Origin of the sequence: Mycolicibacter nonchromogenicus, assembly GCF_002101775.1 — a bacterium.
Taxonomy (GTDB): Bacteria; Actinomycetota; Actinomycetes; order Mycobacteriales; family Mycobacteriaceae; genus Mycobacterium; species Mycobacterium nonchromogenicum.
The window spans coordinates 100,223-122,076 of record NZ_LQPI01000040.1 but is presented as its reverse complement, the minus strand read 5'-3'; the positions used below and the strand labels follow the sequence as shown (position 1 = coordinate 122,076).

Annotated in this window: 21 protein-coding genes; 10 read left to right on the top strand and 11 right to left on the bottom strand. The window is 66.0% G+C overall.

The window, feature by feature from the left end; all coding sequences use genetic code 11:
• The first annotated feature begins 94 nt into the window (after positions 1–94).
• Both AWC18_RS10040 and AWC18_RS10035 read left to right on the top strand, forming a co-directional pair.
• Entirely contained in the window at positions 95–1,558 is a 1,464-nt protein-coding gene (locus AWC18_RS10040; protein ID WP_085138598.1) for a DUF7937 domain-containing protein, read from the top strand.
• 121 nt (positions 1,559–1,679) lie between these two features.
• Positions 1,680–2,414, top strand: coding sequence for a cutinase family protein (locus AWC18_RS10035; protein ID WP_109560042.1), 735 nt, complete (start codon positions 1,680–1,682; stop codon positions 2,412–2,414).
• A 13-nt stretch (positions 2,415–2,427) separates the two neighbouring features.
• Here AWC18_RS10035 and AWC18_RS10030 read toward each other — a convergent pair whose 3' ends face one another.
• Positions 2,428–3,204, bottom strand: a complete 777-nt coding sequence (locus AWC18_RS10030; protein ID WP_085138596.1) for an S-methyl-5'-thioadenosine phosphorylase — start codon at positions 3,202–3,204, stop codon at positions 2,428–2,430.
• Positions 3,205–3,278: 74 nt separating this feature from the next.
• Here AWC18_RS10030 and AWC18_RS10025 point away from each other — a divergent pair, with 74 nt between their 5' ends.
• Complete coding sequence (locus AWC18_RS10025; protein ID WP_076047591.1) at positions 3,279–4,148, top strand: 1,4-dihydroxy-2-naphthoate polyprenyltransferase; 870 nt, start codon at positions 3,279–3,281, stop codon at positions 4,146–4,148.
• Here AWC18_RS10025 and AWC18_RS10020 read toward each other — a convergent pair.
• Genes AWC18_RS10020 through AWC18_RS10010 form a run of 3 tightly spaced genes read right to left on the bottom strand, consistent with a single transcriptional unit; the run spans position 4,134 to position 7,108 of the window.
• A complete protein-coding gene (locus AWC18_RS10020) occupies positions 4,134–4,829 on the bottom strand; it encodes a nitroreductase family protein (protein ID WP_234806481.1) in 696 nt (231 codons plus the stop codon). The genes AWC18_RS10025 and AWC18_RS10020 overlap by 15 nt on opposite strands.
• Complete coding sequence (locus AWC18_RS10015; RefSeq protein ID WP_085138681.1) at positions 4,810–5,907, bottom strand: NAD(P)H-dependent amine dehydrogenase family protein; 1,098 nt, start codon at positions 5,905–5,907, stop codon at positions 4,810–4,812. The genes AWC18_RS10020 and AWC18_RS10015 overlap by 20 nt, the downstream gene beginning before the upstream one ends.
• A gap of 7 nt (positions 5,908–5,914) precedes the next feature.
• On the bottom strand, positions 5,915–7,108 hold the full coding sequence (locus AWC18_RS10010; RefSeq protein WP_085138595.1) for an amidohydrolase family protein: 1,194 nt from the start codon (positions 7,106–7,108) through the stop codon (positions 5,915–5,917).
• An 80-nt stretch (positions 7,109–7,188) separates the two neighbouring features.
• Here AWC18_RS10010 and AWC18_RS10005 point away from each other — a divergent pair, with 80 nt between their 5' ends.
• Positions 7,189–8,097 (top strand): enoyl-CoA hydratase, encoded by a 909-nt coding sequence (locus AWC18_RS10005; protein WP_085138594.1) that lies wholly within the window; start codon positions 7,189–7,191, stop codon positions 8,095–8,097.
• 7 nt (positions 8,098–8,104) lie between these two features.
• Here AWC18_RS10005 and AWC18_RS10000 read toward each other — a convergent pair whose 3' ends face one another.
• Entirely contained in the window at positions 8,105–9,118 is a 1,014-nt protein-coding gene (locus AWC18_RS10000) for an acyl-CoA dehydrogenase family protein (protein ID WP_085138593.1), read from the bottom strand.
• 91 nt (positions 9,119–9,209) lie between these two features.
• Between AWC18_RS10000 and AWC18_RS09995 the strand changes: the two genes are divergently transcribed.
• Positions 9,210–10,370, top strand: a complete 1,161-nt coding sequence (locus AWC18_RS09995) for an acyl-CoA dehydrogenase family protein (protein WP_085138592.1) — start codon at positions 9,210–9,212, stop codon at positions 10,368–10,370.
• A gap of 8 nt (positions 10,371–10,378) precedes the next feature.
• On the opposite strand, the gene AWC18_RS09990 is transcribed toward AWC18_RS09995, so the two are convergent.
• Positions 10,379–11,152, bottom strand: a complete 774-nt coding sequence (locus AWC18_RS09990; RefSeq protein WP_085138591.1) for a TetR/AcrR family transcriptional regulator — start codon at positions 11,150–11,152, stop codon at positions 10,379–10,381.
• 184 nt (positions 11,153–11,336) lie between these two features.
• Here AWC18_RS09990 and AWC18_RS09985 point away from each other — a divergent pair, with 184 nt between their 5' ends.
• Positions 11,337–12,536 (top strand): amidohydrolase family protein, encoded by a 1,200-nt coding sequence (locus AWC18_RS09985; RefSeq protein ID WP_085138590.1) that lies wholly within the window; start codon positions 11,337–11,339, stop codon positions 12,534–12,536.
• Positions 12,537–12,572: 36 nt separating this feature from the next.
• Here AWC18_RS09985 and AWC18_RS09980 read toward each other — a convergent pair whose 3' ends face one another.
• Genes AWC18_RS09980 through AWC18_RS09965 form a run of 4 tightly spaced genes read right to left on the bottom strand, consistent with a single transcriptional unit; the run spans position 12,573 to position 16,416 of the window.
• On the bottom strand, positions 12,573–13,403 hold the full coding sequence (locus tag AWC18_RS09980; RefSeq protein ID WP_208858345.1) for an enoyl-CoA hydratase/isomerase family protein: 831 nt from the start codon (positions 13,401–13,403) through the stop codon (positions 12,573–12,575).
• Positions 13,400–14,491 carry a hydroxyacid dehydrogenase gene (locus tag AWC18_RS09975; protein ID WP_234806480.1) on the bottom strand — a complete coding sequence of 364 codons (1,092 nt, stop codon included), beginning with the start codon at positions 14,489–14,491 and terminating at the stop codon, positions 13,400–13,402. Before AWC18_RS09975 ends, AWC18_RS09980 begins: the two co-directional genes overlap by 4 nt.
• On the bottom strand, positions 14,488–15,600 hold the full coding sequence (locus tag AWC18_RS09970) for a TauD/TfdA family dioxygenase (protein WP_085138589.1): 1,113 nt from the start codon (positions 15,598–15,600) through the stop codon (positions 14,488–14,490). Before AWC18_RS09970 ends, AWC18_RS09975 begins: the two co-directional genes overlap by 4 nt.
• A 33-nt stretch (positions 15,601–15,633) precedes the next feature.
• On the bottom strand, positions 15,634–16,416 hold the full coding sequence (locus tag AWC18_RS09965; RefSeq protein ID WP_085138588.1) for an HpcH/HpaI aldolase family protein: 783 nt from the start codon (positions 16,414–16,416) through the stop codon (positions 15,634–15,636).
• Between the two features lie 78 nt (positions 16,417–16,494).
• On the opposite strand from AWC18_RS09965, the gene AWC18_RS09960 reads away from it, so the two are divergent.
• From AWC18_RS09960 to AWC18_RS09950, 3 genes are read left to right on the top strand one after another with little or no spacing between them, the layout of a single operon-like run.
• Positions 16,495–17,640, top strand: a complete 1,146-nt coding sequence (locus tag AWC18_RS09960) for an acetyl-CoA acetyltransferase (protein ID WP_085138587.1) — start codon at positions 16,495–16,497, stop codon at positions 17,638–17,640.
• Positions 17,640–18,056, top strand: coding sequence for a Zn-ribbon domain-containing OB-fold protein (locus tag AWC18_RS09955; RefSeq protein WP_085138586.1), 417 nt, complete (start codon positions 17,640–17,642; stop codon positions 18,054–18,056). The genes AWC18_RS09960 and AWC18_RS09955 overlap by 1 nt, the downstream gene beginning before the upstream one ends.
• Positions 18,053–19,351 (top strand): amidohydrolase family protein, encoded by a 1,299-nt coding sequence (locus AWC18_RS09950; RefSeq protein ID WP_064997829.1) that lies wholly within the window; start codon positions 18,053–18,055, stop codon positions 19,349–19,351. Before AWC18_RS09955 ends, AWC18_RS09950 begins: the two co-directional genes overlap by 4 nt.
• A 10-nt stretch (positions 19,352–19,361) precedes the next feature.
• Here AWC18_RS09950 and AWC18_RS09945 read toward each other — a convergent pair whose 3' ends face one another.
• Positions 19,362–20,930, bottom strand: a complete 1,569-nt coding sequence (locus AWC18_RS09945; protein ID WP_085138585.1) for a class I adenylate-forming enzyme family protein — start codon at positions 20,928–20,930, stop codon at positions 19,362–19,364.
• Between the two features lie 55 nt (positions 20,931–20,985).
• Here AWC18_RS09945 and AWC18_RS09940 point away from each other — a divergent pair, with 55 nt between their 5' ends.
• Positions 20,986–21,849: an SDR family oxidoreductase gene (locus tag AWC18_RS09940; protein WP_085138584.1), complete on the top strand. Its 864-nt coding sequence runs from the start codon at positions 20,986–20,988 to the stop codon at positions 21,847–21,849.
• Positions 21,850–21,854: the final 5 nt, after the last annotated feature.

Genomic DNA, 21,854 nt, shown 5'->3' with positions numbered 1-21,854 from the left:
CCGAATAACCAGTCTAGCCGCGCGGATCGACCAGCGAAGGGACCGATCTTCGCAGTTCAATGGCGTATGCCCCGCCCGCGGTTATGGTGAGCAGGTGATCGCCGAGTCGACCAGGGGCTGGAATATCGGCCGCGATGCGACCGCTGCGGCGCTGCTGCTCGCGGCACCGGCATTGCCGTGGAGCCTGCACTTCGGTGCCGGTGTCCCCAGCAGCAGGCCCGGACTGTTCCTTGCACTGGCTGTGGCCACGGTGCTCGCTCTGACCGCGATCGCCGCGACCTACGTCGGCCCCTGGGGGATCGTGCGCGCGCCGAATCGACCCGCCGCCACGGAAAGACTGCGGCTGCTGCTCAGCGCGCCGTATCTGGTGTTGCTAGTCGGCGTGGTGGGCGTCGACGTGCTCCAGACCGTCCGCTACGGGGGAAGCCCCCGGCCTCCCGGCGGTGTCGGGCCGGGCGCCTTGCTGGGCGCCGCGGGGGCGCTGCTCGTGGCACAGCCGGTGCTCGCCGGGCCGGTGCGCCTGTGGCGACGCACGGTCCAGACGCTGGGTTACGCGGCGATCGTCGGTGCCACGTTGAGCGTGCTGTTCAACCTGTATTGGCGTGTGTACTACGCCTTCCCGGACGCCGATTCACCCACCGGCCTCGGCCGGCAGCAAGTCGCGATCATCGCGACCGCGCTGGTGTACGGAGCGGTCGCCTGGGCCACGGTGGTGGTCGCCTCGAGGTGGGTTCTGCAGCGCGACAAGGCCGCCCAGCTCGCTGTCGTCCTGCTCGGCGGGTCCGCCCTGATCGCCGGGGTCCTGGTGTGGGTGCTGCCGGCGGGACGCTACATCGACGGCTTTCACGGAGTCGCGCAGAACACCTCCACAGCCGGGGTCGGTTTCGAGGGATACCTGGTGTGGGTGGCTGCCGCAGCGCTGCTGGCGGTGGCCACGGCGCGCAACGCGGCGGCGGCCACCTGGCTGGGTGCCACCCGCAACACGTTGTTGCTGATCACCGTCTGGAGTCTCGGGTCGGCGCTCATGCGCATCGTCGATCTCAGCGTCGCGGTCGGCCTGGATCTGCCGTATTCGCCTTATGACAGCGCAGCGATGGCCTCCTTCGACGTGGTGACCGCGGCGATCGCGATCTGGCTGCGGCTCAACCTGGGGAATCGCGCCGTGCCGGCTGCCGCTGTCTGGCCGGTGAGTGCCGTCCTCGTCGGCTTCACCATCGCCCGCGTCGTCGTGGGTGTCGGCCTGGCGCCGCGACTCCCGGAAGCCCAGCGCGCCGCCGCGTTGGCGAACCCGGTGTACGGCAACGGACTCGCGCAGCAGATCACCAGCACGTTCGACGTGGCGCTGTGCGGCCTTGCGCTGGGTGGCCTGGTGGTGGCGATCGTGGTCGGGCGCTTGACGGTGTCCGCCGATGACCGCCCCAAACCCGGCGAGCCCGGCACACCCCGCATCTTCCGGTCCGCGGGCTCGCCGCCCGCCGCGCCCGCGAACGGGCCGAAGATCTATCGGGGATCCGACGAAGCCGACGACGGCGAAGTGGACGGTTCGAACGGCAAGTGAGTGCCGGCGGGCCGCAAGCCCGGCCAAGGGTGCGCCACGGCGTTTATCGCACGCCGGCGAGGGGTAGCCGAGTTTGCGTTTCTGCGCGTGAGCGCGGGTGAACCGACGAATGAAGGACACGATGTACGTCACTGAACTGGCCGCAACGAAAGCACGTCGCCTCACCCGGTACCTGGGTACGGCGATCGTGATGGGCGGTGCCGCACTGGTGAGCCCCGCAGTCCCCTCCGTCTCGGCGCAGCCCTGCCCCGACGTGGAGGTGGTGTTCGCGCGCGGTACCGGCGAGCCGCCCGGGGTCGGTGGCATCGGTCAATCCTTCGTCGACGCGCTGCACGCCAAGGTGGGTGAGCGCTCCTTCGCGGTGTATCCGGTCAACTACGCGGCCAGCAGCAACTTCGGCGACGGGGTCGACTTCGCGCGCACCGTCGTCGACGGGATCCGTGACGCCGGCACCCATATCGAGAACACGGCCGCGAACTGCCCCGACACCCGAATCGTGCTCGGCGGCTTCTCCCAGGGTGCGGCGCTCGCCGGCTATGTCACCTCGGCCGAGGTTCCCCAGGAGGTCCCCGCCGACTACCTCGCCTACCTCCCCCAGCCGATGCCTGCGTCCGTGGCCGACCACGTCGCGGCGGTCGTCCTGTTCGGCACGCCCTCGACCGAGTTCCTAAAGCCGACCGGTGCACCACCTGTGCGGATCGGTCCGCTGTATGCGTCCAAGGCCCTGGAGTTGTGCGCCGACGGCGACACCATCTGCAACGGCGCCCCGACCGGCGGGCCGCCGTTGGCCCACGCGTCCTATGGCGTCAACGGCATGACCGAGCAGGGTGCGCAGTACGCGGTCGCCCACCTCTGAGCTTGGAGGCGAATCAGGGAAGTTCGAACGGCAACCGAATGCCTTCGTGTGGCAGGCAGTGTGTGCAGGTCCGCTCTTCGTCGATCCGCTCGATGGCTTCGTGGACCAGCCGTTTGAACGGCTCGATGTTCTTCTGGAACTCCGCGAACACGTCCACGGCCTTCACACCACTGCCGACGTCCACACCGGCGTCCAGGTCGGTGACCAGAGCCACTGCGGCATAACACATTTCCAGCTCACGAGCCAGCACTGCCTCGGGATATCCGGTCATGTTGATCAGCCGGAATCCCGCCGCGGCGAACCATTGGCTTTCGGCGCGGGTGGAGAATCGCGGGCCCTGAATCACCACCATGGTCCCGCCGTCGATGGTGTCGGGCAGCCCGGTCACCGTGCTCCGCAGCGTCGGGCAGTACGGGTCGGCGAACTCGACGTGCACACCGCCGTCGTCGAAGTAGGTGTCGGCGCGGCCCCGGGTGCGGTCCACCAGCTGGTCGGGTACCACCACCGAGCCCGGAGGCAGCTCCGTGGTTAGGCTGCCCACCGCACAGGGCGCGAGGATCCGTCGCACCCCCAACGTGCGCAACGCCCACATATTGGCCCGGTAGGGCACCGTGTGAGCCGAGTACTCGTGGGCGGCCCCGTGGCGGGGCAGAAATGCCACCTCGTGGCCGCCGACGGTACCGATGGTGATCTCCGCACTGGGCGCCCCGTAGGGGGTGTCGCAACTGACGCGGCGCGCGTCGTCGCCGAAGAACGAGTAGAAACCGCTACCGCCGATCACGCCGAGCATGTCGCGACGTTTCCTCCTCAACGCTTGTCCCCCGGCCACGGCGGGGCTGCCGTTCCTCATGGAAGGATCGTGCGGTGGCCAGCTTCGCACAGTGGATAGAGGGAGCTCGTCCCCGCACCCTGCCCAACGCGATCGCTCCGGTGATCGCCGGGACCGGCGCGGCCGCATGGCTGGGCGCCGCAGTGTGGTGGAAGGCGCTGTTGGCGCTGACCGTCGCGGTGGCGCTGATCATCGGGGTGAACTACGCCAACGACTACTCCGACGGCATTCGTGGCACCGACGACGACCGGACCGGGCCGGTGCGCCTGGTGGGCGCTCGGCTGGCTCGCCCGCGCGCCGTGCTGACGGCAGCGGTCACCGCTCTGTCGGTCGGAGCCCTGGCCGGTTTGGCTCTGGCCCTGGTCAGCGCCCCATGGCTGCTGGTGGTGGGTGCGGCCTGCATCGCCGGGGCCTGGCTGTACACCGGCGGCTCAAGGCCGTACGGCTACGCCGGCTTCGGCGAGATCGCGGTGTTCGTGTTCTTCGGGCTGGTCGCGGTGCTGGGCACCCAGTACACCCAGGCGCTGCGGGTGGACTGGGTCGGCGGCGCGCTGGCGGTCGGTATCGGCGCGCTGTCCTCGGCGGTGCTGGTGGCCAACAATCTGCGTGACATCGCGACCGACAAGCCGGCCGGCAAGATCACCCTGGCGGTACGCCTCGGCGACGCCCGCACCCGGTTGCTGTTCATGCTGTTGGTGGCGCTGGCGGGGGTGCTGACGCTGGCCCTGATGCGGGCCACACCGTGGTGCGCCGTCGGGTTCCTCGCCACGCCGCTGGCACTGCGGGCCGCGATCCCGGTGCGCTCCGGGCTGGGCGGAGCCGCGCTGATTCCGGTGCTGCGCGACACCGGCTTGACCATGCTGGTGTGGGCGATCGCGGAGGCGGCGGCCTTAGCTCTGCGGTGACGGGGCGCTCGAGACCGATGAGCCGAGTTCCGAGGGCGTCCAGGGACGATCCCAACGGTCCTGCGCCGCGACCTCGGCAAGCGGCTTGCGCCGAACTTGGTGATGGTGACCCCTCGGCCAGCCGACGGTGAGCAGCGTCGCGATCTTCCAACCGTCGGGAATGCCGACGGCTTCGCGCAACTCTGCGCTACAGGCGTCCTGCCACAGCGTGATGGCCGCCCCGAGCCCCTGGGCACGGGCAGCCAGCAGGAAGTTCTGGACGGCGGGGAAGATCGAACCGCCCTGCTGCAGCTCCGTTGTGCCGCGCTGCGGCTGCACGCAGAACAGCACCAATGCGGGCGCACCTCCCCCGATGCGCATGTGCTCGGCCATGGTGCGCAGCGTCCGTGATTTGGGATCGGCGGCGCCGTCAGTGATGTCCGGCAACCGGTAGAAGTCCTTCATCACCTCCCAGGTGCGCTGCGCAGCGGTGGTGACGAGCGCTCGGAGCTCAGGCGAATCGAGCACCACAAATCGCCAGGGCTGCCCGTTGCCACCGGAGGGCGCCCAGGAGGCCGCCCTCAGACATCTCTCCAGAACGTGGTCCGGTACTGCTTCGTCGCGGTACCGCCGCACTGCCGTGGCGGTGCTCATGACCGTCCACAGATCATCCGAGACGGGTTCAACCGGCTTGTGGTTCATGCACCCTCCGCGGCAGGACCCCCTGCCAGTCACCGCCCCGCACCGGTCCGGTGACCAATGGCAGGTCCAGAGTCGACAGCAGGCCGGGTTCGGCGCGGATCACCGCCGGGATCGCATTGAGCTCACGCATCACCGTCGCGTAGGTCAATCCGCGCATGTTGCTGCCACGCCCGTGCATCTCGATGTCAACGGTGTAGGTCGGCAGCCCGTCGACGATGACGCGGTAACCCCCGTGCGGCGACGGATGCCGCGGCCAGCCCGGCGCCGAATTCTCGCCCATCCGGGTGATGTGCTCCAGCACCACACGTTCCTCGCCGTCCACCATCCCGGCCAGCTTGAAGCGCATTCCGCCCATGGTTCCGGGCTCCACCCAGCCGGAGGCAACCTGGTACCGCTCGGTGGCCAGCCATTTGTCGATGGTCGTCACGACACCGTCGAGGGGCAGACCGACACCGTCCGCGACCAGGTGGACGATCGGCGACCACAGGGCGCTCAACCGCGCCGGATCGAACAGTGGCGCCGGGTAATCGGGCGTGTGACCGAAACCCATGAAATCGAACATGATCTCCGGCTGGTCGATCGGACCGTAATCGAGGATCTCCAGCATCGTGATGGTGTCGACACGGCTGCTGAACCCGGTCATCGTCAATGCGACGACATCGTTTGCCCAGCCGGGATCCACGCCGCTGTTGAACAGGCTCGTTCCGCCTTCACGGCACGCCTCCTCGAGGAGCTCGACTGTCTCGCGGTCGGCCGCCGGTGGATAGCACAGTGGCACAAGGGAAGTGCAGACCACGTTCTTGCCCGCACGCAGACAGCGCGCGACATCCTCGGCGGCCTCGCGATAGCGGTAGTCGCCGGAGGCGAAGAACGCGACCACGTCGGCATCGACGGCGAGGGCGGCATCGATGTCACGGGTGGCGACGACACCGGTCGTGGGCATGCCGCAGATCTCCCCGGCATCGCGACCGGCCTTGGCCTCGGAGTGCACGATCAGTCCGACCAGGTCCAGACCGGGATGCGTGATGAGCGCACGCAACGCCGCGATGCCCACCTGACCCGGCCCCCACAGGATCACCCGCGGGTTATCGGCCACCGGGCACCGCCGTCAGCAGCTCCCGCAGATTGGCTCCCACGATTCGTTCGATCACGGGTTCGTCCAGGGCGGCGATCTCCGGGGTCAGCTCCGCCGGATTAGCGAGCCCCTCCGGATGTGGATAGTCCGAGCCGAACAGCACTCGATCTGCGCCGATCAGGTCGATGAGCCCGGACATGTCCTCCTCGTGGAACGGGTTCACCCAGATGTGTCGCTTGAATACGTCAACCGGATGCTCGGCGAATTCGGCCGGCATCTTCTTGTAGACGCGGTCGAAGAGGTCGATCAGCCGCGGCACCCAGTTGCCCCCGTTCTCGACGACACCGACCCGCACCCCGGGGTGGCGGGTGAAGACACCATGGGCGACCAGCGCGGCGCAGGTGTCCAGAATCGAGCGGGCGTCCTCGTACACGATCGTCTTGAACGCATCGGGCTTGAACGGCTGATACTCCGCGCTGGCGCCTTCCCAGTCCCGGCTGTAGCGGTCATATCCGGAGTCGCAGGCATGCATGAGCACGGGAATCCCGTGCTGCGCGAGGCGGGCCCAGAACGGATCGAAGTACGGCTTCCCCATCGAGGTGGTGCGGCCCGAGGGTGTTGCCACCGGCCGCGGATTCACCAGCACCGCCCGCGCCCCGCGCTCCACGCACCAGTCGAGTTCGGCGACGGCCTTGTCTACGTCAGGCAGAGTGATCACCGGAGTCGCGAAAATGCGTCCGCGGTAGTCGAAACTCCACTCCTCGAACAACCACTCGTTGTACGCATGCACCACGGCGTGCGCCAGCTCGATGTCGTCGGTCATCCGCTCTTCGAGCATGCCGCCGGTGGTCGGAAACATCACGCAGGCGTGTACCCCCTGCTCGTCGAGCAGCGCCAGTCGCTGCTCGGCACGGCGGAACGAGTCAGGGCAGGCGATGGGTTGGGCGAGTTCCCGCAGCGACTTGCCGTCTGGATTGATCCCGCGAAAATAGTCGGCCCAGGCACCGGGCGAAGCCACCACCTCGTAGGTCGGATTGGGGATTGTGTCGGTCAACCGCCCCTTGATCATCAATTTCGTCTGGCCGCCGACCTGGATCCACTGAATGGCGTCGCAGTACTGCTGCGGCAGGTGCCGGGTGTAGGCGTCTTCCGGCTCGTAGAGATGGTTGTCGGCGTCCCAGATCTCACGGGCGGGAGGGGCCATGGCGACTCCTAACGTAAGCGTGAGAATATGTCTTCTCGTTGGCCGATAACATTATTACCATAGCGGGAAGAGGGAGAGCAGTGGGCGAGTACCAGTTCCTGAAATGGCAGGCCTACGACGACGGCAGGATCGTCCGGATATCACTGAACCGGCCGGATCAGCGCAACGCGCAGAACCGCGGCATGCTGGTGGAACTCGACGAGGCCTTCGGCGCCGCCGAGGCCGACGACAACGTCCGGGTCGTCATCTTGGCCGGCGAGGGCAAGATGTTCTCCTCCGGCCATGACATCGGGTCTAAGCAGGCGATCAGCGAGTACCTGCCCGGCCCTGATCAGCACCCGACAGCAGCCATCAACGGCGGGACGCGTGAGGGCGCCGAGAAGTGCATGCTTCAGGAGTGGCACTACTTCTTCCAGAACACCCTGCGCTGGCGAAACCTGCGCAAGATCACCATCGCTCAGGTGCACGGCGATGTGTTCTCCGCCGGTTTGATGCTGATGTGGGCATGCGATCTGATCGTCGGCAGTGAGGATGTGCGGTTCGCCGACGTGGTCGGCACCCGCCTGGGCATGTGCGGCATGGAGTACTTCGGCCACCCATGGGAGTTCGGCGCTCGCAAGGCCAAAGAGCTCATGCTGACCGGCGACGCCATTGACATCCACGAGGCGCACCGACTGGGCATGGTCAGCAAGGTGTTCACCCGCGAGGAACTTCCCGACCGGACCTTGGAGTTGGCCCGCAGGGTGGCCGCGGTGCCGACTATGGCCGCGTTGCTCATCAAGGAGTCGGTCAACCAGACCCAGGACAACATGGGTTTCTACAACTCGCTGCAGGCGTGTTTCACTCTGCACCAGCTGAATCACTCACACTGGTCGGGAATTCGCGACGACAAGCTCGCCACTGCCGGCCCCGAGCAGGGAGTGCCGGACTGGCGCAGCGCACCGCCGGTGGTCCTGGCCGTCAAGGATCGGGTACGGGCGCTGGAATGACAGCCCGTCAGCCGGCCGCACCGTAGCGCGCGTCGGCGACCCGGTCCAGTGCGGTCAGCGGGTCTCCGTAGACCATGGTCAATCCGCGAGCCCGCCGATAGTACAACTGGACATCTGCTTCCATGCCGAAGCCGTATCCCCCGTGCACGTGCAGGCTGGTCCGGGTGGCGTCCCGGGCGGATTCGGCGGCGAAGGCGAACGCCATAGCGGACAACTCCGTTTCCCGGTCGGTCTCGTCGGTGAACGCGCACGCGGCCTCGAATGCCAGCAGCCGTGCACCGTCGATGGCCGTGGCGCTGTCGGCGAGCGGGTGTGAGACCGCCTGGAAGGATCCGATCGCCACACCAAAGGCTTTGCGTTCCTTGGCGTACTGAGCGCCGACGTCAACCGCTCGTCCGCCGATACCGACCAGCTCCGCTGCGGTCAGCGCAAGCCATCGATCCAGCGCAGACGAATGCAGGGCGACTGCCTCGGCGCCCTCGGCCAAGGTCACGGCGTCCGGGGCTGCCGAAACGTCCGCCAACGGCAGAGTCCCCAGGTTGTCGACCACGGTTCGTTCGTCGATGCTCGACGCCACCAGCCGATCGCCGACGAGTGCGATCACCACGTCGGCCACCGCGCCCGCCGGCACCAGTCCCAGGTGTGGGCCAACGTATGGGCGCGGCGCGAAGGTGATCAACTTCTGGCCCGACATCGCTGCTGCCAGCAATTCGGCTCCGGGGACACCGCATGCCGCCAACAGCCAGGCAGCGACCTGCGCCTCGATGACGGGAGCCGATCCTGTTGCCCTGCCGTGCTGTTCGGCTACCAACGCGAGCTCAAGCACGGAGGCGCCCCAGCCACCGTCACGCTCGGGTACGGCCATCTCCACGACGCCTGTTTCCCGCAGCGCCAGCCAGAGGGCCGCGTCGAAGCCCACCGGCTCGGCGGCCGGTATCCGCTCCGAGGTCGACTCGCGCGCATACAGGGCGGCGAAGGAGTCAACGAGCTGGCGTTGCTCGTCGGACAGGCTCAGGTCCAAGTCAGTGCCCCGTTCCAGCGGATATGATTGCTCTCACTTTTGAGAGTAGCAGTATCGTTCAGGTGTTCCAGACAGAGATTGGTGCGAGGGCATGCATTTTCAGCTCGACTCGGAGACCGCAGAATTCAGCGCTGAAGTACAGGCACATCTTCAGGATGTGTTGACTCCCGAGTTCGAGGAGCAGCTCTACCGCAGCGGGGTCTCTCATGATGAGAGCTTCGCCAAAGGCCTGGTGGACAAGGGTTACTTCGCCCCGGCCTGGCCGGTTGAGTTGGGCGGTCAGAATCGTGGGCTCTGGGCCGAACAGGTAGTCAAAGAACAGATGATGCGCTTCGACGCGCCGGTATACCTGTCAGAGACAACCCGCATGGTCGCGACCATCATCCAAGCCGCCGGCACTCCCGCGATGCGGGAGAAGATCGTTGCCGGGGCGATGCGCGGCGATATCACCATCGCACTCGGTTTCACCGAACCCGAGTGCGGCTCGGACGTCGCAGCGGCGGCCACCCGCGCGGTGCGTGACGGCGACGACTGGATCATCAACGGGTCGAAGATGTTCACCACCAACGGCCATATCGCCGATTATGTCTTCCTCCTGGCCAGGACCAGCCCGGACAAGCCGAAGCACAAGGGGCTGACCATGTTCCTGGTGCCGCGCGACACTCCAGGTTTCGACGCGCAGGCGGTGTGGACGCTGTCCGGGGAGCGCACCAACATCACCTTCTACAGCGATGTGCGTATCGGCGACCAGTGGCGCATCGGTGAGATCGACGGGGGCTGGCAGGTGCTGCGACTCTCGCTCGAATACGAGCACGCCTCTGGCTGGGGACCGCACATCGACCGTCTGCTGCATCACGTCGAACGGTGGGCGCAGACGACTCCGCCGGACGGTGGCGCTGCCCCGATGAGTCAGACCGATGTGCGGCGCCGAATCGCCAGGGTCGCAATGGAGGCCGAGGTCGCCAAACTGCTGCAGCGACGGTGCGTTTGGCTGAGTGAGCAGGGCCGACAAGCGGTCGCCGAGGGACCCATGTCCAAGGTGTTCAGCACCGAAGCCCTGGAGCGCGCAAGTCAGGACATGGTCGAACTGGTGGGTCCTGACGCGATGCGCTCCTACCTGGACCCGACCGCTCCCGAGCGGGGCCGGTTCGATCACCTACTCAGGTTCTCGCTCGGTACCACCATCTACGCCGGGACCAGCGAAGTTCAACGATCGATCATCGCGCAACACGGCCTGGGTCTGCCGCGGTAGCCGGGACGCTACTTACGGGCCGTCCGCGCGCGCGAGGGACGCGAGGCCCGTGCCGGCGCCGGCTTCTCGTCCGCCGGTGGCGAGATCGCCTGCTTGCACCAGGACCACAGTTCGTCTTCGGTGAGTTCGGCACCCTTGGTGCCGAGTTGGAAAACACCGATCTGCGCGAGTGCGGTCAAGGTCGAGTTCAGCAGCGTGGTCAGCTGTGCGGGTGTCAGATCCTTACGCACCAAGCCGGCCCGCGAACAGGCGGTCACGATCTTGGTGAGCAGCTTCTGGTGCGGCTCCCAGATCTTCGCAAAGTCGGTGGGCCGTTCGATCTCCAGGCTGAGGTTGTAGATGGTCATGACCCGACCACCGGCCTTCTCCGAGGATTCAGCGCGGGAGAGAAATCCGCGGCAGAACGCCTCGAGTTGCTCCATCGGCCCGTCTGCGGCCGCGACTTCCTGGCGGATGCTTTCGGTGAACTGGCTGGTGACGTCTTCGTAGAGCGCGAGCAGCAGCTCTTCCTTACCCGCGAAGTGCTGGTAGAAGGCACGCAGGCTCAGGCTGGAGCGATCGATCAGGGTCTGAATGGTGAAGTCCGCTCGCCCGGATTCTTCGATGAGCTCGAGGGCGGTGGCCAGGAACCGTGAACTCCGTGCCAGTGCGCGAGCTCGAGCAGCACTGAGCCGCCGGTCGATGGTGCGCTGTTGCCAGGTGGTGCCGGGGCTCTCCAGTTCGGCTTCGACAATCTCCAGCCCGGCCTGCCCGCCGCCGGGGTTGCCCTTCTTCGCGTTCATGATGCTTCGAAGGATACGGGATCGCCCGCGAGAACTGACCGTCTACCGACGTGAGTATGTTGATTTTCACCCGTCGGCTGATCCATCGCCGCCCGGGACGGGACGCCGATGCGCTATCGTGGAAACGATCATTCTCGCTTTTCACCAATACTTGCTGTCGGGGTGTCCTGAAGGAGTTACCGCATTGAGTTCAGTCAGCTCTGCAGATATTCCGATCGTCTCGCCGGACGACCACCTCGTCGAGCCGGCCGACCTGTGGACCAGCAGGCTGCCCTCGCGCTACCGGGACACCGGACCGCGAATCGTCAGGCACCGCGGGCGTATGGATCCCAGTGTCACCTCCGACGTCGCGTTCATCGATGACGAGGACGGTCGCGACGCCGACATCTGGCACTACGAGGATTCGCTCATCCCGATTCCGTTGATCAGCGCGGCGGCCGGCTACGAGATCGACGAGCTGACCACCGCCCCGATCACCTATGAGGAGATGCGCCCGGGCTGCTACCGCGTCGCGGACCGTCTCGCCGACATGGACGTCGCCGGTATCGAGGCCTCGGCGTGTTTCCCCAACACACTCGTCCGGTTCTGCGGCCAGCGATTTCTCTACGGTAAGGACAAAGACCTGTCCCTGCTCTGTGTCCAGGCCTACAACGACTTTCAGATCGATGAGTGGGGCGCAGACTCAAACGGCAGGCTCATTCCACTCGGAATCATCCCGCTGTGGGACGCCGAGCTGGCCGCCAAAGAGGTTGAGCGGGTCGCGGCCAAAGGTATGCCCGCCGTCTGCTTCTCCGAGCTCCCCGCGCGCCTCGACCTGCCCTCGATCCACAGCGGCTACTGGGATCCGTTCTTCGCCGCCTGCGAACGCAACAACGTCGGCATCATGGTGCACATCGGGTCGAGCTCTTCACTGACCAAGTCCTCACCCGACGCCCCGCACGTGGTCACCAGTGCGCTCATGGCGGTCAATTGCACGATCGCCCTGGTGGACTGGCTGTTCTCGGCAAAGTTGACGCAGTTTCCCAAGCTCAAGCTGGCTTTCGCAGAGGCGCAAGCCGGTTGGATCCCCTATTACCTGCAGCGGGTCGATGAGGTCTGGGAAGACCGGCGGGGATGGGGTGGTGTCCATCCCCTGCTCACCGAACCGCCGAGCAGACAGGTTCCCGGCCGAGTGTGGTTCTCCACCTTCGGTGACCCCGTGGCGTTCCGCATCCTCGATCTCGTCGGCCCCGACCAGCTCATGTTCGAGACCGACTATCCGCACAACGACACCAACTGGCCGCACAGCACCGAGGTCGCGAACAAGGCGACCGAGGGCCTTGATGAGGAGACCAAGCGAAAGGTTTTGTCCACCAACGCGAAGAACTTCTTCGGGCTGGCCTAGCAGAGGGGCCGATCGGGTACGGGCCGGCGGGGCGACCTAGCGCGCCTGCCACTGCGGCGGACGCTTCTCCAGAAATGCTCGCGGCCCTTCGATCGCATCCTTGGTGAGTGCCACCTTCATCCGGTAGTTCTCGGCCAGCAGCTCAGCCTCGTTGATCGGCAGCGTCAAACCCTTGCGCACCGCCATGCGCGATCCACGTACGGCCAGAGGCGCATTCGCGTTGACGACCTCGGCAATCTCCCAGGACCGCTCCAACAGATCGGCGTCGGGCACCACTTCGGTAAAAATGCCCAGGTCGTAGGCACGTTGGGCGCTCAACCGCTCATGACGCCCCATCAACACCAGCCGCATCGCGACCGGGAGTGGCAATATCCGGGCCAGGCGCACCGCTTCTCGCCCCGACGCCACACCGATACTCACATGCGGGTCCATCAGGGTTGCGCTCTCCGCGGCGATGGTGATGTCCGCCGTGGTGACGAGATCCAAACCCGCGCCGCAGGCGATTCCGTTGACGGCGCAGATGATCGGCTTGGTCATCTGCAACCACGGCGGCGTCGCCTCCTGCGGCGCTTCCCACTGCCGCAGCGAGCTCAGGATGGGTTCACCTTGATTGTCGATTCCCGCGGCGTTCTCCATGTCGTGGTCGGCGGCCTTGTTGACGTCGGCGCCCACACACAGCGCGCGGCCCGAGCCGGTGATGATCACAGTCCAGATGTCCTGTGACGTCTCGACCTCGGCGTACACCTCGGCCAGCTCGGCGATCATTTCGTCGTTGATCGCGTTGAGCACCTCGGGCCGGTTGAGGGTCACACATGCCGTGTGCCCCCGGACCTCGAACTTGATCGTCTGATATCCCACAGTGCTCACCTTCGGTTTGAATCAGAGTCTGCCGGGTCGCAGCTGGCGTTTGGGCGGAAACCGAACACATCGTTGAACCGCTCACAGTAACGAGGCCACACATCGGGATTGAGCAACCGAGGCGGCAGCTGACCGGCGAAGATCGCCTTCCACTGCTCGGCGGTGGCGACGGCGATATCGCGGGCCGCCTCGGCGGTGATGCCGGCGGTGTGCGGGGTGGCCACCACAGTGTCCATCTGCAGCAGTGGATCGTCATGCCGGGGCGGCTCGGTGTGGAACACATCCAGACCCGCCCCTGCTATTGCGCCGCTGCGCAGCGCTTCCAGTAGTGCGCGCTCGTCGTGGACCGGCCCGCGGGCGGTGGTGATGAAGTACGCGGTGGGTTTCATCGCCGCAAACTCCGCACGCCCGATGAGGCCTGCGGTCTCAGCCGTCAGCGGGCAGGTGACCTGAACGAAGTCCGAGGACCGCACCAACTCGGCAAGGTCCACCCCGGTGACCCCGAGGGCTGCTGCCTTCGCCTCGTCCAGATAGGGATCGTATGCGAGCACGTTCATCCTGAACGGGGCGCACAGTTCTACGAGTCGGGATCCGATTGCCCCGAGGCCGATCACCCCGAGGGTTTTACCGAGCAGTTGCGTTCCGCGCAGGGTCAACCGGTTCTCCAGCGGGCCGGCGCGCAGCCTGCGGTCTGACACGGTGATCTTCTTCGCCAGGTCGAGCATGAACCCGAGTGCGTGTTCGGCGACCGCTTCTGCACCCGGCCCCGAGTTGTTACACACCGCAACCCCGGCGCGCGTGCACGCCTCCACGTCGATCACGTCATAGCCGGCTCCGGCTGAGCAGACCGCCAGCAGGTTGTCGCATCGCGAGATGAGTTCGGCCCCGGCAAGGTACTGCGATGCGCCGGGTAGTGCCGCGGTGTCGGTCCGGGTGGCCACCTGGTAGCCGTGCGCCGACTCCAGCACCGACCAGTTGAGCTCTGCCGGGGCCGACAGATCCAGCCTGATCACGTCGATGTCCGCCGGCTCCAGCACCTCACCGGCGATGGGGTCGGTCCACCGCTCGTACACCAACCGCGGGCGAGTCGTGCTCACCGGCTCGGCTTGGGCTTCACCTGGGCGGCCTTGAACATGGCAGCCAACTCGGCGTCAACATTCTTGTAGTCGTTGCGCGCGATGGCACCGTCCCGGCCCTCCACCACGTCGTAGCCGAGGCGCATGTCCTTGTTCTCCATGTGGAAGTACTCGCGGCCCAGCGGCAGGCGGCGGTCCTCACGCGGCACTTCCATCCACGCGCGCAGGAAGCAGCGGGCCCTCTTCGGGTCGGTGCTGCTGACGAAGTCAGAGCGCGAGTGGCACATCGCAAAGTTGTTGGCCACCGCGGCCTCACCGGATTCAAGCCGGAACTCGACCTGCTGCTCGATGAGAACTCGCCGGAGCAACTCGATGGCTTCGTTCTGCTCGGGTGTGAACTCACGGCCCAGTGTCTTCATCGCGGGCAGAATGCTGCTGTAGGTGAAGTTGATGCAGATCCGGCCATCGATCTGCGAGAACACCGGTACGTCGTACGGCGTGACATCGGGTTGATCATCCGGCTGCTCGCTGCGCCGATGGTGGGGGAAACCCTGGTACAGCACCCCCAGCAGGTCAGGTCGTTCCGCCAGGATTCGATTGTGCGCCGCGGGCCCGCTGGCGAACTGGCTTTCGCCACCGGACAGGGCCGGATACACGCACAACAGCGACAGAATGTCGGCGGCATCGTTGTGCATCGCCAGCTCCGCGCTGGATTTGGTGCCCCGAGCCGGTTGCACACCATCCGGCAGGACCTCTTCCTGGACACGAACCAGACGGTCGCCGAACGAGTTGTTGGACACCGGATATCCCAGGTGCCAGCAGAACGCCCAGTAGATTCGCTCGAGATCCTCGATCGAGTGCTGCTCAACCGGGAATCCGCGCACGCACGCCAACCCCTTGCCGAACATCAAGTCGCGGTACAGCCTCGCGAGGTCTTCATCGAGATCGGGATGGTGTACGTCGTCGAACGTGATGTCGTCCCGGGCCTTCCCGGCCGTCTTCGCCAGGATCGACTCCAGCGCTGCGACATTGCGTGAGGACAGGTCGAAGCAGAGGTCCTCCTTGCTGACGTCGGCGCCGGTCCAGGCCATTGAGTCGCTGACCTGAGCGGTATATATCGCGGTGGGCATCCGGGGCTCCTGTCGTCGTGCACAGCCTGCTTGTCAGCGACCCACCGACAGAGCACGAAGCGCCAGCGCGCGGGAGCTGGCCGCCTCGGTCATCATCCCGACATCGGTGCCCGCCGAAATGAATCGCAGACCCAGGCCCACATACCGTTCCAGCAGTTCAACCGACTTGATACCGGCGATTCCCAGCGCCACGCCGTGTCTACGACAAGCCGCTGCAACAGAGCGTACCGCAGAATGGAAATCCTCATTCTCATAATCCCCATGAATGCCCATCTCGGCGGTCAGGTCACTCGGCCCCAGCAGGATCATGTCGACGCCGGGGACCGCGGCGATCAGGTCACAATCGGCGACGGCTTCCACGGTTTCGATCATCACCGCCACCACCGTCTGCCTCTCCAGTTCGGCGGTGAGCTCGGATGGGCTGAGCGGATGAAATCCGCTCACCACGCTCGGACCGGAGATCGATCGCCGCCCGAACGGGGGAAACCTTGCCGCCGACACGACAGCTTCCGCCTCATCCGCCGAATTGACATGGGGAACAATGACTCCCACTGCGCCGGAATCGAGCACCCGCGCGATCACGCCGGGGTCCTGCGAGGGCACTCGGACCAGTCCTGCGATGCCCGCACCTATGGCGCCCACGCACATCAGCGCTGCGGTCTCCAACGACGTAGAGGTGTGCTCAAGGTCGACGTAGATGGCGTCATAACCGCAAGCAGCAGCGATCGCCGGCACCTCGGGTGTCCGAGAATTCAACAGGGCCAGGCACAGTACCAACCGGTCCCCGTGCAACTCCGCCCTGAGGTTCCTCTGCATCGTCCTGACGTTAGCCGAACGAGAATCGTTATTGACGCCAATCGGGAAACGTCGTTACCGGTGTGGTTACCATGTGCTATGCCGTCCAAGCGCGTAGCCATCGTGGGAGCGGGCCTCTCCGACTGCGGGCGGGTGCCCGATATGACCGCGATGGGACTGATGGCGCAATCCGCCCGCCGGGCCATCGCCGACGCCGGCCTGACCAAGGACGACATCGAGGGCTTCGGCGGCCACGGAACGCTGCTACCGCCGATCGAGGTCAGCGAGTATCTCGGGCTGCGGCCGCGCTGGGTCGATGCCACCAATGTGGGCGGATCCTCGTGGGAGGTGATGGCGCGACATGCCGTCGCCGCGATCGCCGCAGGCGAGGTCGATGTCATCCTGCTCACCTACGGCTCCACTGCCCGTTCGGACGTCAAACGGCGGACACGCGCCTCGGTTGCCGCAGTCGGCGCGGGAGGGGCTATGCAGTACGAGGCACCCTACGGCGCCACACTGATCGCCAAGTACGCCATGGCCGCCCGCCGGCACATGATCGAGTTCGGGACCACCGCGGAGCAGCTGGCTGAGGTCGCGGTCGCCGCACACGAGTGGGCGGCGAACAACGAGAACGCCTTCGACCGGGAACGCCTCACCATCGAGGATGTGGCGGCCGCGCCCATGCTGGCCGATCCCTTCACCGCCAAACACGTCTGCCTGCGTACCGATGGTGGCGGCGCGGTGGTGCTGGCCGGCGAAGCCGTGGCCCGCAACTGCGCCAAGGACCCGGTCTGGGTACTCGGTTCTGCTGATGCCACATCGCACGTCAGCATGAGCGCGTGGGACGACTTCACCACGTCCGCGGGCGCGGTGTCCGGCCCGGCCGCCTTCGCCCAGGCCGGAGTGCGTCCCTCCGACATCGACGTATGCCAGCTCTACGACTCCTTCACCGCCACGGTGCTGTTCACCGTCGAAGACCTCGGCTTCTGCGCCAAGGGCGAAGGCGGCGCATTCATCGAGTCGGGGGCGTTGCGGCCCGGGGGTGCGCTGCCGACCAACACCGACGGCGGAGGTCTGGCCGCCTGCCACCCGGGAATGCGCGGCATGTTCCTCATGGTCGAGGCAGTGCGGCAGCTTCGCGGTGAGTGCGGAGTGCGCCAGGTCCACGATGCCGAGCTCGCCTGCGTCCACGCCACCGGCGGCTTCTTCAGTCACAGCGCCACGATGATTCTGGGGAGGCAGTGATGACAAGCCCCGACCGGCCCACCATCGACGCCGACAGCGAGGCATGGTGGTCGGCGATCCAGAACGGCACGCTGCTGCTCAACGCGTGTCAGGAATGCGGGCGAAACTCGCTGCACCACAGATGTTTCTGCCCACACTGCTGGAGCGAAGACGTAGCGCCCACACCGGCATCTGGTCGCGCAACGCTCTACACCTGGACCGTGGTCCACCAGAACGCCGCCCCGTTCGACGCACTCACGCCATATGTGGTCGCGATGGTCGACCTGGCCGAGGGACCACGTCTGATGACCCACCTCGAGAACTGCGCCATCGAGAGACTGGACGCCGGCCTGGAGCTCACTCTCGATTTTCGCCGCGGCGCAGACGGTTTCGCCATCCCGATTTTCACGCCGGTACCGGAGAGGAAATTGAAGTGAACAAAGACGACATGATCCTGGTCAGTGTCGATGACCACATCGTCGAACCACCGGACATGTTTGCCAACCACCTGCCCAAGAAGTACCAGAACGACGCCCCCCGGCTGGTGCACGACGCCGACGGCAGCGACCGATGGCAGTTCCGTGATGTCACCATCCCGAATGTGGCGCTCAACGCCGTCGCCGGACGACCCAAGGAGGAATACGGCCTGGAGCCGCAGGCCCTCGATGAGATCCGGCCCGGCTGCTACAACGTCGACGAGCGCATCAAGGACATGAACGCCGGCGGCATCCTGGGATCGATGTGCTTTCCCTCCTTCCCGGGCTTCGCCGGGCGGCTGTTCGCGACGGAGGACCACGACTTCTCACTCGCACTCATTCAGGCCTATAACGACTGGCACGTCGAGGAGTGGTGCGGTGCCTACCCGGCCAGGTTCATCCCGATGACGCTGCCGGTGATCTGGGATCCCGAGGCCTGCGCCAAAGAGATTCGCCGCAACGCTGCGCGCGGCGTGCACTCGATGACCTTCACCGAGAATCCGGCCGCGATGGGTTATCCGAGTTTCCACGACCTGGAGCACTGGAAACCCATGTGGGACGCCCTGGTCGACACCGACACCGTGCTCAATGTGCACATCGGCTCGTCGGGCCGTCTGGCCATCACCGCGCCGGACGCCCCGATGGATGTGATGATCACTCTGCAGCCGATGAACATCGTGCAGGCCGCCGCGGATCTGCTGTGGTCCAAGCCGGTCAAGGCATACCCGGGACTCAAGATCGCCCTGTCCGAGGGCGGTACCGGGTGGATCCCCTACTTCCTCGATCGCGTCGACCGCACCTACGAGATGCACTCGACGTGGACAGGTCAGGACTTCGGCACCCAGAAGCCCTCAGAGTTCTTCCGCGAGCACTTCCTGACCTGCTTCATCTCCGATCCGGTCGGTGTGGAACTGCGCAGCAAGATCGGCGTCGACAACATCTGTTGGGAGGCCGACTACCCACACTCGGACTCCATGTGGCCCGACGCTCCCGAGGAACTCGACGCGGTGCTCAAGAAGTACGACGTTCCCGACGACGAGATCAACAAGATGACGTACGAGAACGCCATGCGCTGGTATCACTGGGACCCGTTCACCCACATCACCCGGGAACAGGCCACCGTCGGAAGTCTGCGCAAGGCCGCCGAGGGCCACGATGTCTCGATTCAGGCGCTGTCCAAACGGGACCACAGTGGTCAGGGCGACTGGCAGGCTCAGATCAAGGAGGCGACCGTCAACGTCAGCGGGTCCGACTGACGGCCGGCGGTCATTGCTTTGCCACCAGGCGGTCGGCCACCACTCGTGGCCGACCGACTGCGTTCTCGTGCAACCTGTTCCGCGCGACCTTGCCGTTCGCATTGACCGGCAGCGGCTGATCCCAGAACACCAGTTCCTCGGGCAGCTTGTACTTGGGCAGACCCGCCGATACCAGCGCCGCGGTCACCTCTGCCAGCGACAACTCGGCGTCGCGGTCAAGAACGAGAGCAACGGCCAGTCGTTCTCCGGTAGTGGCGTCAGGCACCGGGTACGCCGCGCATTCACCGACCCCGGTTATCTCGGCCACCGCCTGCTCCACCTCGGCGGCCGGGATCTTCATCCCGTTGCGGATCACGATGTCCTTGATCCGGCCCACGACGCGGACCCGGCCACCGTCCAGCTTCGCGACGTCGCCGGTACGGAACCACTCTCCCTCGAAGGCGGTGTCGTCGGCGACGGCATCGGTATAGCCCAGAAAGGTGTGCGGACCACGGATACAACACTCCGCCGGATCTCCGCTGGAGCCCAGTCTCACCTCGACATCCGCCAGGGGCAGTCCGTCATCGCCATGTCGTACTTCTCTGGCTTCAAGGCGCTGCCCTGAGGTACTCACCGGCGCCTCCGAAGACCCGTACGCTCGCATCACGACGATGCCGAACCCATCTTCGACGCGTTCGACGATCCGCTGGTCGAGCATGGTGCCGCCGAGATAGACCGCGCGCAGTGGCACCGAGCCGTCTCGTGAAACCGCCTCGTCGAGCAACCGGTCCAGCAAGCGGTCCGGTCCGCCGTACCAGGTCGCGCCACTGGACAACAGGAATTCGCACGTCGCAGACGGATCCCAGCGGTCCTCCAACACGACGGGCGCCGCGAGCATGGGGCCGATGAACAACGCCTGCACCACACCCGTGACCGACGCCAGCGGGCTGATCAGAAAGATCCGGTCCGAAGCCTCCAGCCCGGCCGCTGCGATGTAGTTGGCGGATGCCTTGTGCAGAGTGCTCAACGAGTGCACTACGCCCTTGGGCTCCGCGGTGGTACCCGAGGTGTACAGCACAAACGACGGCTCATCGGCGGGCCGTTGCGGCCGGATCGGCATCGGCGCGCTCACCGGGTCGCTCAAGGTCGTGATCCACCTGCACCTCGTCGCCAGGTCTTCCGCCGCCGCCGGCCAGTTCGGCGCCAGCCCCAACGACGCCCCGGTGCGATCGATGATCTGGGCGACTTGAGCAACGCCGGCACTACGCGGCACCAGCAGCACGACGGCATCACAACGCTGTACCGCGTGCACGGCGGCCACCGAGTCGACGTCGTTGCCGACGACCACGACCACCGCACTCCCCGGCCCCACACCGGACTCGGTCAAGTCCCGGCATATCCCGTCGATGCGGACATCCAGTTCGGCAAAGCTGACCTGTTCCGCACGATCAATCAACGCGACCCGCTCGGGATGCCTTGCCGCAGTGTCGCGCACCAGATCCAGTGGCTTCTGCGACCAATGCCCGGCGGCCCGGTAGCGCGCGCGCAATCCCGCTGCACGCGGCGCCGCATTGCCCAGCAGGCGGGTGGGGCACGTCATGAGGTCCTCCGATGCAAACAATAATTCTCGATCTTGCGAATGTAACCTCTCACCCATGACAATTGCATTCGACAACCAGGTAGCCATCGTCACCGGAGCCGGCGGAGGACTCGGCCGTTGCCACGCGATCGAGCTGGCGCGACGCGGCGCCCGGGTGGTGGTGAATGACCTCGGCAGTGCAGTCGACGGCAGCGGCGCCTCCGAATCAGTGGCCCAGCGCGTCGTGGACGAGATCACCGCGCAGGGCGGAACAGCCATTGCGAACGCCGATTCGGTGGCAACCAAGGACGGCGGTGAGGCCATCGTCGCGGCGGCCCTCGAGGCGTTCGGGCGCGTCGACATTCTGGTGAACAATGCCGGTATTCTGCGCGACGCGGCATTCAAGAACATGACGGCCGACCAGTTCGACGCCGTGGTCGCCGTACACCTCATTGGCGCGTTCAACGTCACCCGCGCAGCGTGGCCGATCATGCGGGAGCAGAACTACGGCCGGATCGTGCATACCACTTCGGGCACCGGCCTTTTCGGCAACTTCGGCCAAACCAACTATGGCGCCGCCAAGATGGGCCTGGTCGGCATGATGCACGTGTTGGCGATTGAGGGGGCGCGCAACGGAATCACGGTCAACGCGATCGCACCCATCGCCCGGACTCGGATGACCGAGGAAATCATGGGCGAGGCCGCCAAGGAGATGGACCCGGAGCTGGTCACCCCGGTGGTTGTCTATCTGGCGCACCGCAGCTGCGAACGCACTGCCCACATCTATTCGGTCGGAGCCGGCAAGGTGTCCAGGGTGTTCATCGGTGTGACGAGGGGAATCCAGGACCCCGCTCTGACCGCAGAACGCGTAGCCGCCGCGATCGACGAGATCGACGACACCTCGTCATTCACGATCCGGGGCGGACCGGCAGCGGGCTGACCGCT